Annotated in this window: 13 protein-coding genes; 6 read left to right on the top strand and 7 right to left on the bottom strand. The window is 62.7% G+C overall.

Going from position 1 to position 12,047, the window contains the following annotated elements; translation table 11 throughout:
* Window positions 1–44: 44 nt before the first annotated feature.
* On the top strand, window positions 45–1,253 hold the full coding sequence (locus NLN62_RS42455; RefSeq protein WP_254112583.1) for a tetratricopeptide repeat protein: 1,209 nt from the start codon (window positions 45–47) through the stop codon (window positions 1,251–1,253).
* Between the two features lie 29 nt (window positions 1,254–1,282).
* On the top strand, window positions 1,283–1,798 hold the full coding sequence (locus tag NLN62_RS42450) for a hypothetical protein (RefSeq protein ID WP_254112581.1): 516 nt from the start codon (window positions 1,283–1,285) through the stop codon (window positions 1,796–1,798).
* 183 nt (window positions 1,799–1,981) lie between these two features.
* On the opposite strand, the gene NLN62_RS42445 is transcribed toward NLN62_RS42450, so the two are convergent.
* Window positions 1,982–2,479 (bottom strand): helix-turn-helix domain-containing protein, encoded by a 498-nt coding sequence (locus NLN62_RS42445; protein WP_254112579.1) that lies wholly within the window; start codon window positions 2,477–2,479, stop codon window positions 1,982–1,984.
* Window positions 2,480–2,657: 178 nt separating this feature from the next.
* On the opposite strand from NLN62_RS42445, the gene NLN62_RS42440 reads away from it, so the two are divergent.
* A complete protein-coding gene (locus tag NLN62_RS42440) occupies window positions 2,658–3,308 on the top strand; it encodes an isochorismatase family cysteine hydrolase (protein WP_027522607.1) in 651 nt (216 codons plus the stop codon).
* A complete protein-coding gene (locus tag NLN62_RS42435) occupies window positions 3,305–4,678 on the top strand; it encodes an epoxide hydrolase family protein (RefSeq protein ID WP_254112577.1) in 1,374 nt (457 codons plus the stop codon). The genes NLN62_RS42440 and NLN62_RS42435 overlap by 4 nt, the downstream gene beginning before the upstream one ends.
* A gap of 158 nt (window positions 4,679–4,836) precedes the next feature.
* Here NLN62_RS42435 and NLN62_RS42430 read toward each other — a convergent pair whose 3' ends face one another.
* The 3 genes from NLN62_RS42430 to NLN62_RS42420 all read right to left on the bottom strand — a co-directional run bounded on the left by NLN62_RS42430 (window position 4,837) and on the right by NLN62_RS42420 (window position 7,495).
* Window positions 4,837–6,699 carry an ABC-F family ATP-binding cassette domain-containing protein gene (locus NLN62_RS42430; protein WP_254112575.1) on the bottom strand — a complete coding sequence of 621 codons (1,863 nt, stop codon included), beginning with the start codon at window positions 6,697–6,699 and terminating at the stop codon, window positions 4,837–4,839.
* Window positions 6,700–6,746: 47 nt separating this feature from the next.
* A complete protein-coding gene (locus tag NLN62_RS42425; RefSeq protein ID WP_027522610.1) occupies window positions 6,747–6,929 on the bottom strand; it encodes a hypothetical protein in 183 nt (60 codons plus the stop codon).
* Window positions 6,930–7,243: 314 nt separating this feature from the next.
* Entirely contained in the window at window positions 7,244–7,495 is a 252-nt protein-coding gene (locus tag NLN62_RS42420; RefSeq protein WP_027522611.1) for a hypothetical protein, read from the bottom strand.
* Between the two features lie 294 nt (window positions 7,496–7,789).
* Between NLN62_RS42420 and ndk the strand changes: the two genes are divergently transcribed.
* Together ndk and NLN62_RS42410 are read left to right on the top strand one after the other, a co-directional pair.
* A complete protein-coding gene (gene ndk, locus NLN62_RS42415; protein ID WP_027522612.1) occupies window positions 7,790–8,212 on the top strand; it encodes a nucleoside-diphosphate kinase in 423 nt (140 codons plus the stop codon).
* A gap of 15 nt (window positions 8,213–8,227) precedes the next feature.
* On the top strand, window positions 8,228–9,088 hold the full coding sequence (locus NLN62_RS42410) for a TerC family protein (protein WP_027522613.1): 861 nt from the start codon (window positions 8,228–8,230) through the stop codon (window positions 9,086–9,088).
* A gap of 50 nt (window positions 9,089–9,138) precedes the next feature.
* Here NLN62_RS42410 and NLN62_RS42405 read toward each other — a convergent pair whose 3' ends face one another.
* The 3 genes from NLN62_RS42405 to glnA all read right to left on the bottom strand — a co-directional run bounded on the left by NLN62_RS42405 (window position 9,139) and on the right by glnA (window position 12,035).
* The gene (locus NLN62_RS42405) at window positions 9,139–9,618 is read right to left on the bottom strand and encodes a LysR substrate-binding domain-containing protein (RefSeq protein WP_256576098.1); all 480 of its coding nucleotides are present in this window, start codon (window positions 9,616–9,618) and stop codon (window positions 9,139–9,141) included.
* A gap of 170 nt (window positions 9,619–9,788) precedes the next feature.
* Window positions 9,789–10,274, bottom strand: a complete 486-nt coding sequence (locus NLN62_RS42400) for an adenosine-specific kinase (protein ID WP_254112573.1) — start codon at window positions 10,272–10,274, stop codon at window positions 9,789–9,791.
* A gap of 330 nt (window positions 10,275–10,604) precedes the next feature.
* Complete coding sequence (glnA, locus tag NLN62_RS42395; protein WP_027522615.1) at window positions 10,605–12,035, bottom strand: type I glutamate--ammonia ligase; 1,431 nt, start codon at window positions 12,033–12,035, stop codon at window positions 10,605–10,607.
* Window positions 12,036–12,047 lie beyond the last annotated feature (12 nt).

Here is a 12,047-nt window from a genome sequence, read left to right as displayed (position 1 = left end):
GTACCAGCATGGCAGCGCGTGGATCAGGTGGACTGCTCGTTTGCATGAGTCTCCTGCTTGCGATGCCGGTGCAGGCCGACCGGGACGGGTGCGCCGCCAGCGCCGACAAGCCCGAGGTCGGGGGCACGGCATGTAGCCGCATCATCGACGATGCAAGCGAGTCGGTGGCAGCACGCGTCGAGGCACTCAAGAACAGAGGCCGCGGCTCTTTCAACAGAAAGGATTTCGACCGCGCGATTGCCGACTACGGCGAAGCCATCAAGCTCAACCGAAAAGACGCCTGGGCCTTTGCTCACCGGTGTGAGGCCTACGAGGGCAAAGAGGACCACGACGCGGCCGTCGCCGATTGCACCGAGGCGATCAGGATCGATCCCGGATATGGCTGGGCCTACAACAACCGTGGCGTCGCCTATCACGGTCTGCATGACTACGACGCAGCCCTGGCTGACCACGCCGAGGCGATCGGGATCGATCCCAAGGACGCGTGGGCCTATGCCCGCCACGGCATGGCCTGGATGGAAAAGGGCGAATTCGACCAGGCAGTCGCCGATCTCACCAAGGCGGTGACCGTCGATCCGAAATACGCCTTTGGTTTCGGTCAACGGGGTCAAGCGCTCTTCAGAAAGAGGTTGATCACGAAAAAAGGCGGATGGGAGCCCGCAATCGCAGACTACGGCGAGGCCATCAGGCTCGATCCAAATCTGGTTTGGCTCTACAGTTCGCGTGGCGTCGCCTACAGCAACAATTTCCAATACGATTTGGCCGTTCCGGATTGCAGCGAGGTCATCAAGCGCGAGCCCAACAATTCCGGCGGGTACAATTGTCTCGGCGTCGCCTACGAAGGCTTGAAGGAATATAGCCGTGCGATCGCCGGCTATAACCAGTCGATCAGCATCAATCCAAGGAACGGTGTGGCGTACTGGAATCGCGGCAATGCCAATGTGGGGCTGCGCAAGATCGATGACGCGATCGCCGACTATGACCGGGCGATCGCGATCAACCCCAAGGACTTCAACGCTTTCAACTCCCGCGGCAAAGCCTACGTTTTAAAGAACGACCGCAACCACGCGATTGGCGATTACACGCAAGCGATCCAGCTCAATCCGTCCTATGTCGAGGCCTACAACAACCGCGGCCTCACCTATGAAGCGCAGCACCGCCGCACTGATGCGATTGCCGATTTCCGCAAGGCACAATCGATCGACCCGGCCGACCAGATCAGCAAGCAACAGCTCCGCGTGCTCGGATTCTGAAGAGCGTGGCGCGAGCGCTTGCAGCAAGGATGTCTGCAAGTACCATCGGTTTTGTCAGCTCGTGTCTTGTTCACGCCGTTGTGCAGTATAGCATCATCCACTTAAATAAACGGGGCTCGTATTCGAAAATGTTGAATTGTGCGCTGGCGGCGGTGCTTGTTGTTGCACTCGGCGGGATTTTGTTCGGCGTGAGGTATATGCGGCGCGAGGCATATTTGCCGTATCACGCCGTCGTGGCCGGAAAGTCGTTCGCCGAACTCGATCCCGGAGTTCAGGCCGTCATTCTCGGTATGCTGAAAGTCATTGGGGGCGGCTTCGCTACCCTTGGCGTCACCTTGCTGTGGCTGTGTTTTGCGCTTCATGAGGGTGCGCGCTGGGCACCGTGGGCAATCCTGACCATCTCGGCTGCCGCGCTCGTCCCGATGTTGTATGTCGCCACCACGCTGCGGACGTTCCGGCCCGGCGCGCCAACACCTGTGCGGCCGACACTCGTCATGATGATCTTGATCGTCGTCGGTGTCGGGCTGTCTCTGCTGGCACGCTAGCGCCGGCGCCGCCTGTTCGAGGAGGCGAATGCACGCTACGAGGCGATTCAACGGTAGCGCGAGCAGTCAAACTGAATCGATGGGTGGCCCGCTATGGCCCTTCGAACCTCACGTGATGCTTCTTGTGAGTCCGAAAAGCATGGGAGCGGAATGACGCAACGCCATCGCGCGGGTGCTGAATATCTAGCGGTTCGCCTTGAAAGCTTCCCACCGCGCCTCGCGCTCTCGTTGGTATTCGGGAGCCCGCTCGGCGTCCAGATCCTCGCGATGAAGCGGTTTGCCGCAGGATTCGCAGGCTGGACCAAGGCCCGCCGGCTTGCCGCAGGTGAGATGCGTAAAGTTCACTGCGCGGCCTTCCTTCGGCGACTTGCACCAGGTCTCCCCCCAGGCGCGTAGCGCCAGGATCACGGGATAGAAGGCCTCGCCTTTCTTTGTGAGTTGATATTCGTGACGCAGCGGCCGCTTGTTGTAGACACGCCGCTTCACCAGCCCGTCCGCTTCCAGCTTCTTCAGTCGCGCCGCGATCATTTGCGGTGTCGCACCCGTCTGCGCCTGAATCTCCTCGAAGCGGTGCATCCGCATGAACAGCTCGCGTAGGATCAATACGGTCCAGCGATCGCCTACGACTGTCTCGGCGCGCGCCACGGGGCAGAGCGTTTGGTCAGCAGTGTTGTCATTCATCGTCTTCATCACGTTTGCTTCATCGCGCTTGTGCCTATGAATTCCATAGTAACATGGGACGGCGTCGGTTCAATTGCAACGGGCCGCCTTTGGCGCCCGGTTCGTCACCACAGGAGCGAACCATGACCACCGCAAGCACAAAAGGGAGCAAGGTCGACATGAAGCTGGAGGGGCGACAATGACCGAGACCATCTATCCACGCGGGAGAACCGGTCTGCTTTTCGTCGATCCATACAATGATTTTCTGTCCGAGGGCGGCAAGATCTATCCACGCATCAAGCCGATCGCCGATGAGGTCGGGCTGCTCGACAACATGCGTCGGCTGGACGGCGCCGTACGTGCGGCAGGCGTTCAGGTCATCATCGTCCCGCACCGACGGTGGGAGCCGGGCGACTATGAGCACTGGGACCATCCCAACCCCACGCAGCGGAAGGTCATGCAGGTACACCACTTCGCGCGTGGCGAATGGGGCGGCGAGTGGCATCCTGACTTCGCGCCAAAACCAGGCGATATCGTCGCCAGCGAACATTGGGGTCAAAGCGGCTTCGCCAACACCAACCTGGATTTCCAGCTGAAGCAGAAGGGGATCACCCACGTGATCGTGGTAGGGCTGCTCGCCAATACCTGCATCGAGTCCACTTCCCGCTACGCCATGGAGCTCGGTTATCACGTCACGCTGGTGCGCGACGCCACCGCCGCTTTCACCCACGAAATGATGCATGCCGCTCACGAGCTGAACGGCCCGACCTACGCCCACGCGATTCTGACAACCACCGAAGTCATCGCGGCGTTGCCCACCGCAGCTCATTCCGAGGAACCCGCCAAATGACCACGCAATCACAGAACCCAATTGCAATCGCCGCAGTGCAGCCAAACCATGAGACTATCGATCATGAGAGGCGCAAGCTGCTCGTCGGGGCTGCCACGGGACTTGCCGCTGCAGGCGTCGTCAACCTGTTTGCGATACGTCCGGCGCCGGCCGCAACGAACGACGAGATCCGTCCGTTCCACGTCGATATTCCCGAAGCCGATCTCGTCGACCTACGCCGTCGCCTTGGGGCGACCCGGTGGCCTGAGAAAGAGACGGTTGCCGACGACTCCCAGGGCGTGCCGCTCGCTATGCTGCAGGACCTCGTCCGCTACTGGCAAACCGATTACGACTGGCGGAAAGTCGAGGCGCGGCTCAATGCCCTGCCGCAGTTCATCACCGAGATCGACGGGCTCGACATCCACTTCATTCACGTCCGCTCTAAACATGAAAATGCGTTGCCGATGATCGTGACGCATGGCTGGCCTGGCTCCGTCATCGAGCAGATGAAGATCATCGATCCGCTGACCAATCCGACTGCGCACGGCGGCAACGCGGAAGACGCCTTCCATCTGGTGATTCCTTCGATGCCCGGCTACGGGTTCTCGGGTAAGCCAACCACGACGGGCTGGGATCCGCAGCGCATCGCCCGCGCCTGGGTCGCGCTGATGAAGCGGCTCGGCTACAAGAGGTTCGTCGCGCAGGGTGGCGACTGGGGTTCGCCGGTCTCCAATGAAATGGCAAAGCTGGGCGCGCCGGAACTGCTCGGCATCCATGTTAACCTGCCCGGCGTCGTACCGCCCGAGATATTCAAGGCGGTCGCATCGGGCAATCCCGCTCCGGACAATCTTGCTCCGGATGAGAAACGCGCATTCGACCAGCTCAAGATTCAATTCGCAAAGCGGCGTGCCTATGCGCAGATCATGGGGACGCGTCCGCAAACGCTGGCAGCCTTGACGGATTCGCCGGCTGGCCTTGCGGCCTGGCTGCTCGACCACGGCGACGGCTTTGCGCAGCCGGCCTCGGCGATGCAATCGGCGGTGCTCGGGCGCGCCGTCAACGGGCATTCCGCGGGCGCGCTGACCCGCGACGACGTGCTCGACAACATCACGCTGTACTGGGTGACCAACACCGCGATTTCCTCGGCGCGGCTCTACTGGGAAAACAAGACAAACCTCTATTTGCCTGCCCACGTCTCGATCCCGGCCGCCGTGACAGCATTTCCTGGCGAAAGTTTCGTGGCGCCCCGGAGCTGGGCCGGGAAGGCCTATCCTAAGCTGATTTACTTCCATCAGGCCGAGGCCGGCGGTCACTTTGCAGCGTGGGAGCAGCCCGAGATTTTCAGCAGGGAGGTCCGCGACGCGTTTCGACCTCTGCGCAAGACGACTTGAGATTCGGCGGCGCGCGCCATGCGCACCGATGTTCAGGAGCGGACCCCAATCAGGTCGCCGTCCAATGTGGTCGAGGTAACATGATGCCTCTACTTTGCATGGGGTTGTTTTTCAGATTTTGATGAGGGCCTCGTTTGGCGCGCACCCGCGGAGAGCCGCTACCCCGTCGCCTCATCATACTGCGCGCTGGCCTCGAGCCATTGCTCCTCGGCGCGCGCGAGGGCGTCGGCGGCGTTGGCGCGTGCTTTCGAAAGCTGCGCGGCCTGCTTGGGATCGCGGGTGAAGATGTCGGGAAGGGCGAGCGCTGTGTCGATCTTGGCGATGATCTCGCTGACGCGGGCGATCTCGGCCTCGGCCTCGGCGATGCGCTTCTTCAGCGGGCCGCGATTGTCCGATCGTGCGCGCTGCGGCTTCTCGGCTGGCGCGCTGCGCTCGCGCGGGCTGTTGTCCGCGCTTGCTGCTGACAACACCACGCGCCGGTAGTCGTCGAGGTCGCCGTCGTAGTTCGTCACCGTGCGGTCGGCGACCAGCCAGAGCCGCTCGGCGCAGGCCTCGATCAGGTAGCGGTCGTGCGAGACTATGATGACGGCGCCGGGAAAGTCGTTGATGGCTTCCGCGAGCGCGGCGCGGCTGTCGATGTCGAGATGGTTGGTCGGCTCGTCCAGGATGATCATGTTGGGGCCGAAGAAGGTCGCAAGGCCGAGCAGCAGGCGCGCCTTCTCGCCGCCGGACAGTTTTCCGGCCTTGGTGTCGGCCGCCTTGCCGGAAAAGCCGATCGCGCCGGCGCGCGCTCGCACCTTGGCCTCGGGTGCATCGCCCATCAGCTTGCGGACGTGGTCGTAGGCGGAGGCATCCTCGTTCAACTCGTCGAGCTGGTGCTGCGCAAAGTAGGCGATCGACAATTTGTCGGCCCGCGTGACCCTGCCGGAGAAGGGCGCGAGCTTGCCTGCGAGCAGTTTCACCAGCGTCGACTTGCCGTTGCCGTTGGCGCCCAAGAGCGCGATGCGATCGTCATTGTCGATGCGCAAGGTGACGCGGTTCAGCACGGGTATCGTCGGATCATAGCCGACCGAGACGTTGTCGACGGCGATGATCGGCGGCGACAGCGTCTTCTCCGGCGGCGGGAAACTGATCTCGTGCACGTCCTGCGTCACCAGCGCCGTGATCGGCTTCAGACGCTCCAGCATTTTGACGCGCGATTGGGCCTGGCGCGCTTTCGAAGCCTTGGCCTTGAAGCGGTCGACGAAGGCTTGCAGGCGTGCGCGCTCGGCCTCCTGGCGCTTGACCTGCTTGGCATCGAGCAGTTCGCGCGCGGCGCGCTGCTCCTCGAAGGACGAATAGCTGCCGCGATAGAGCGTCAGCTTGCCGCGATCCAGGTGCAGGATCTGGTCGACCGAGCTCTCCAGCAGATCGCGGTCGTGGCTGATCACGATCACGGTGCGCGGATAGTGGGCGAGGTGATCCTCCAGCCACAGCGTGCCTTCGAGGTCGAGATAGTTGGTGGGCTCGTCGAGCAGCAGCAGGTCGGGCGCTGCAAACAGCGTCGCGGCGAGGGCCACGCGCATCCGCCAGCCACCGGAGAACTCCGAGCAGGCGCGAAGCTGGTTTGCGGCCGAGAAGCCGAGGCCTGAGAGAATCGCGGCCGCGCGGGCAGGGGCCGAATGCGCATCGATGTCGACCAGCCGGGTCTGGATCTCCGCGATGCGGTGCGCGTCGTGCGCGGTCTCTGCCTCGCGCAGCAGCGCGTCGCGCTCGAGGTCGGCCTTGAGCACGACCTCGATCAGGCTTTCCGGGCCGTCAGGCGCCTCCTGTGCGAGGCTGCCAATGTGCCAGCGCGGCGGCAGCGTGACCGAGCCATGCTCGGCGGCGAGCTCGCGGCGGATCACCTTGAACAGCGTCGATTTGCCGGTGCCGTTGCGTCCTACGAGGCCGACACGTGAGCCGGGCGTGATCTGCACGGAGCTCTGGTCGATCAGGAGGCGTCCGGCGAGGCGGACCGAAAGGTCGGTGATGGTGAGCATGCGGCCTTGTCACCGCAGCGCGAGGCAAACGCAACCCCGTTTTATGCCTAGTTCTGCGGATCGCCGTCGCGATCCCGCTTGCGCAGCTCGTTCACGAGGTGCTCGAGATATGTCGGAAGCCGCGGCTCGGGCCGAAGGCTCTGCTGGAGCCGTTCGCCGATGGCGTCGCAGATCGATCGGCTGGTCCGCCGGTCCATCTGTTCGCTGTCATTGGCGGATTGGCGAGGCATCACGGGGTTCCATCGTGAAAAGCAAGGACACCCTACCAAGTCACTGACCGCGAAATAGTTTCGGCCCCAATGGGGACCGCCTTCCATTCTCGTAACAATTGTATGAACGGGGGTGATGTGGGCCCAAGGCAGATCAGCCGAGGCAAATCATCCAAGGCAAAGCCCCGGCGGCGGGGGACGCCGGGGCTTCTTCTGGTCGTTCTCTTGGGTAGTTCTCTTGGGAAGTTCTCTTGGGAAGTTCTCTTGGGAAGTTCTCTTGGGAAGTTCTCTTGGGAAGTTCTCTTGGGTAGTTCTCTCGGAAGGTGCTGACGGGCTCAGTAGCAGCGGTTCACCAGCCGCCAGCGGGGTCCCCAGGGGGTCGGGACCAGCTGGCGCACATAGCAGCCGCCATAGCCGTAGGAGACGGGGCCGCCGGCATAGAAGCGCGGTGCGCCCCAGCCGTAGCCGTGCCAGCCGCCATGCCAGCCACCCCAGCCGCCATGCCAATGGGCGGAGGCGGAGGTCGGAGCCAGCGCGGCACCCAGCGCGACCGCGGCGACTGCAGCAAGCGAAAGTTTCCTCAACATGGTATCTCCTCAAAACTGCCGGCGCGGGCCTGCGCGTCGATGGAATGGCCGCCGAAACGCCTCATGAAGGGTAGAACGCGTCTCGATGGCGTCGACCTTAGGCCCGTGATCCTGAACCGGGGCCTGAACGTGCCGTGCAGATTGGGTTCATCTCGGTGAAATTATCGTAATTCAGGAGTCCGGCCCCGCGGCGAGCCGCCCGTGAAGCCCTTATCGCCGGTCGCTTGCCGTTCGCCGATAGCGCCGATATAAGCCCGGCAACTCCAAATCACCCCCCTTCTCAAGGATAGAACCATGGCGATTGAACGCACCTTCTCGATCATCAAGCCCGACGCGACCGAGCGTAACCTGACCGGCGCGGTCAACGCCGTGATCGAGAAGGCGGGCCTGCGCATCGTCGCCCAGAAGCGTATCCGCATGACCAAGGGCCAGGCCGAGACCTTCTATGCCGTGCACAAGGCCCGTCCGTTCTTCGGCGAGCTCGTCGAGTTCATGACTTCCGGCCCGGTGGTCGTGCAGGTGCTGGAAGGTGAGGGCGCGATCGCCAAGTACCGCGAGGCGATGGGCGCGACCGACCCGTCGAAGGCGGCCGACGGCACCATCCGCAAGCTCTACGCCAAGTCGATCGGCGAGAACTCGGTGCATGGCTCCGACGCCCCCGAGACGGCCGTGATCGAGATCGCACAGTTCTTCTCGGGCAACGAGATCGTCGGCTGATCGGAAGGACGCATTGTGAACTGGCTCTGGCAGATCTTCGACCCCGCCACGCTCGGGTCGTTCTTCACCCAGTTCCGCAATGAAATGGCCGAACCGGCCTTCTGGGTCGCGGTCGGCAAGATCATCTGGATCAACATCCTGCTCTCCGGCGACAACGCGCTGGTGATCGCGCTCGCATGCCGCGGGCTGAAGCCGCGGCATCGGCTGTGGGGCATGGTGCTCGGTGCGGGGGCGGCGGTACTGCTGCGCATTGTCTTCACCGGCATCGTCGCGAGCCTGATGGCGCTGCCATACCTCAAGCTGGTCGGCGGTCTCGCGCTGATCGTGATCGCCGCCAAGCTCCTGGTGCCGGAAAACGAGGACGAGGACGACGTCGCCTCGGCCTCGCATCTGTGGCAGGCGGTGCAGATCGTCGTTGTCGCCGACATCATCATGAGTCTGGACAACGTGATCGCGGTCGCGGCCGCCGCCAATGGCAGCGTGCCGCTCCTGGTGCTCGGCCTTGCCATCAGCGTGCCGCTGATTGTCGCCGGCGCTGCGCTGATCATGGCGCTGTTGTCAAAACTGCCGATCCTGGTCTGGGCCGGCGCGGCGTTGCTCGGCTGGATCGCCGGCGAGGTGATCGCGACCGATCCGGGCGTCGAGCCGAAGCTGCATGCGCTGTCCGACGGTCCGTTCGGCATTTCACTGGATGCGCTGCTCGCGGGCTTGCGCATCCCGCCGCAATTTACCCATGGCGGCGCGGGCGCCGAATATCTCTGCGCCCTGCTCGGCGTCATCGTTGTGCTGGTCGTCGGCTATATCTGGCGCCGGCGCAGCCTGCATGTTGCCGCACTCGAAGCCTCCGAGCGCCACGCCAAGGTGTCAGCCGAGTAGTTGCGCCACCAAGCAGTGGAATGCGTCAGCGACACCCAATCGTCACGTTTCTAGAATTTCTCGGCGGTTTCGCTTGAGAGCCACTCCTCGAAGGCCTGAGCTGCCCGGCTCGACTCGTCGTTCAGCGCTATAAGGTAGGGATCGAGCGGCCGGCTCAGCCTTGGCAGCACATGACATAACCGGTTCGACGCGATGTCATGGGCGACCAGGCTGGCGGGCCCAACAGCTATTCCCAATCCATCCGCTGCCGCGCGCAGGGCGAAGTCGAGGTGATCAAATCGCATTTCGTCGGCTGGATGGATCCACTCAACCCCAGCGAAGCTGAGCCATTCGTGCCAATCGTTGGCTCGCGTCTCGCTGTGCAGGAAGACATGGCTGGTCAGGTCTTCGACCTTTTCGATGGGGTTGGCCTCCAGCAACGACGGCGCAGTGACGAGATATGCTTGATCGGCCATGAAACGGCGCGGCTTGAGATAGGATGGCCAGCCGGCCCTCGTCCGGCGAATGACGACGTCAAAGTCGCGGCCCAGGCGCGCCGGCTCTTCCGCTGGCCGCCAACCACCTCGCGTTCGTCAAGTTGCATCGAGTGCGCTGCCGTAGCCGAATTCGTGCGAGGAGGAGGGCCAAGTGATTGGCCGCGAATTTCCTCGGGTTCGATGCGTGGCGGCGTCAGTCGGTCGACTTCGGCTTCATCCAGCCGCTACAGCTTGTACCCAATTTTTCGCAGCAGGTCTTTCCGGCACGCAATGTCGGCGTCGGTTTCAACGCCCATCGGCGAGGCGCCATCAACGACGCCGAGCACGCCGCGGCCAAGCTCCGTTTGCGCGACGATCACTTGCGTGGGGTTGGCCGTCGCGCAGTAGATGCGGCAGACCTCCGGCACGGCGCGTACGGCAGCCAGGACGTTGACGGGAAAGAACCCGTCGCCCAGGAAGATCAGGAAGGTGTGGCCGGCGCCGATGGCCGATGCGTTGTCACGCGCGAGAGCGAGCGCGGCGTCGTCATTACCCGACCAGCGAACCAGCCGTTTACCAGAGGCCTCGCAGAAGGCGAGCCCGAAGCGGATGCCCGGAACCGCGCCCACCAGCGCCTCGTGGAGATCTTCCACGGTTTTGATGAAATGAGATTGACCGAAGATGAAGTTGGCCGTGTCCGGCTTGGCGATGGGCACCACGGTGAGTTCCATGGCTGCAGGCTCCTATGAGAAGAGCTACGCAATCCATGTTAGGCCGCCGGAAAGTGATTGCAAGCCGCACGGGCGGCCGATTTCGCTCGTTGCCGCGCTGCCACCCACGGTCAGGCTCAAGGCCAGGCTAGTGATCGCAGTTACCGCACCCGATATTTGCTCGCGTAGTGCTTGCCGAGAATCTTGCGGGTCTGATCGGCCAGCCGCTTGTTGCCGGTCGCAGGTGCCCCGGCGTGGCGCATTTTCGGCTTCGGCAAATCCGCTGTTGGGCTCCGCTTTCTTGGCATGCGCATGGCTGCAGATCTCGTAGTAACAAAACGGGCGTAGCCCCTAGATGTCGTAGTACAGATGGAACTCGTAAGGATGCGGTCGCAGCCGGATCGGGTCGATCTCCTTCTTTCGCTTGTAGTCGAGCCAGGTTTCGATCACGTCGGCGGTGAAGACGCCGCCGCGTAGCAGGAACGCGTGATCGTGCTCGAGCGCGTCGAGGGCCTGGTCCAGCGATCCCGGTGTCGACTTCACCTCTTTCGCTTCGGCAGGTGGGAGGTCGTAGAGGTTCTTGTCGATGGGGCTGCCGGGGTCGATCCGGTTGTCGATACCGTCGAGGCCGGCCATCAGCATCGCGGCAAACGCCAGGTAGGGATTGCAGGATGGGTCGGGCGAACGAAACTCGACGCGCTTGGCACGCGGGTTCGGCGAATACATCGGAATCCGACAGCACGCCGAGCGGTTGCGCTGGGAGTAGACGAGGTTGATTGGAGCCTCATAGCCCGGCACCAGACGCCGATAGGAGTTCGTTGTGGGAGCGCAAAGCCCGCACAACGCCCAGGCGTGCGTCAAAAGCCCGCCGATGTAGTGGCGGGCGAACTGGCTCAATTCGGCATAGTCGCCCTTGTCGTAGAACAGATTGGTCTCACCCTTCCACAGCGACTGGTGAACGTGCATGCCCGAAGCGTTGTCCTCGAAGAGCGGTTTCGGCATGAACGTCGCAGTCTTGCCGTGCTTATGCGCGGTGTTCTTCACCACGTATTTGTAGATCATCAAATTGTCGGCCATGCGGGTCAGCGTGGTGAAGCGCATGTCGATCTCGTTTTGGCCGCCGGTTGCCACTTCATGGTGATGGGCTTCGATCTGGATGCCCAGCTCTTCCATCGTCAGCACCATTTCGGTGCGCAGCGCCTGCATGCTGTCGGTCGGAGGAACGGGAAAGTATCCTTCCTTCGGGCGCGGCTTGTGACCCAGATTCGGCTCTTCCTCCTTGCCCGTATTCCAGCTGCCTTCGCTGGAATCGATGTCGTGGAAGGCGTGGTTGATGCCCTGTCCGTAGCGCACGTCGTCGAAGACGAAGAACTCAGCTTCCGGCCCGAAGTAGCTGGTATCGGCGCGTCCGGTGCCCTTCAGATAAGTTTCGGCCTTTTGGGCGATATAGCGGGCGTCGCGGCTGTAGGATTGGCCGGTCACGGGATCCCTGATGTTGCAAATCAGGACCAGCGTCTTCGCCGGACTGTAGGGGTCGACGAAGGCCGTCGTCGGATCGGCGACGACCAGCATGTCGCTTTCCTGGATCTCCTGGAAGCCGCGGATCGACGAGCCGTCGAATCCAATGCCTTCGTTGAAAGCATCGACATTTACTGCGCTCGGTGGGACGGAAAAATGTTGCCACACCCCCGGCAAGTCGGTGAACCGCAGGTCGATCATCTGGACGTTCTCGTCCTTGATTGCCTTCACGAGGTCTTCGGCTGTTGCACAATTTCGAACCATGGCTTCGCTCCC

Origin of the sequence: Bradyrhizobium sp. CCGUVB23 (genome assembly GCF_024199885.1) — a bacterium.
Taxonomy (GTDB): Bacteria; Pseudomonadota; Alphaproteobacteria; order Rhizobiales; family Xanthobacteraceae; genus Bradyrhizobium.
The sequence above is the reverse complement of the archived record's forward strand: the minus strand, read 5'-3'. Positions and strand labels throughout refer to the sequence as shown.

Bases quoted from the DNA above. Each gene is read 5' to 3' on its own strand.
- NLN62_RS42455 (WP_254112583.1), top strand. From the start codon at position 45: ATGAGTCTCCTGCTTGCGATGCCGGTGCAGGCCGACCGGGACGGGTGC.
- NLN62_RS42450 (WP_254112581.1), top strand. From the start codon at position 1,283: ATGTCTGCAAGTACCATCGGTTTTGTCAGCTCGTGTCTTGTTCACGCC.
- NLN62_RS42445 (WP_254112579.1), bottom strand. From the start codon at position 2,479: ATGAATGACAACACTGCTGACCAAACGCTCTGCCCCGTGGCGCGCGCC.
- NLN62_RS42440 (WP_027522607.1), top strand. From the start codon at position 2,658: ATGACCGAGACCATCTATCCACGCGGGAGAACCGGTCTGCTTTTCGTC.
- NLN62_RS42435 (WP_254112577.1), top strand. From the start codon at position 3,305: ATGACCACGCAATCACAGAACCCAATTGCAATCGCCGCAGTGCAGCCA.
- NLN62_RS42430 (WP_254112575.1), bottom strand. From the start codon at position 6,699: ATGCTCACCATCACCGACCTTTCGGTCCGCCTCGCCGGACGCCTCCTG.
- NLN62_RS42425 (WP_027522610.1), bottom strand. From the start codon at position 6,929: ATGCCTCGCCAATCCGCCAATGACAGCGAACAGATGGACCGGCGGACC.
- NLN62_RS42420 (WP_027522611.1), bottom strand. From the start codon at position 7,495: ATGTTGAGGAAACTTTCGCTTGCTGCAGTCGCCGCGGTCGCGCTGGGT.
- ndk (WP_027522612.1), top strand. From the start codon at position 7,790: ATGGCGATTGAACGCACCTTCTCGATCATCAAGCCCGACGCGACCGAG.
- NLN62_RS42400 (WP_254112573.1), bottom strand. From the start codon at position 10,274: ATGGAACTCACCGTGGTGCCCATCGCCAAGCCGGACACGGCCAACTTC.
- glnA (WP_027522615.1), bottom strand. From the start codon at position 12,035: ATGGTTCGAAATTGTGCAACAGCCGAAGACCTCGTGAAGGCAATCAAG.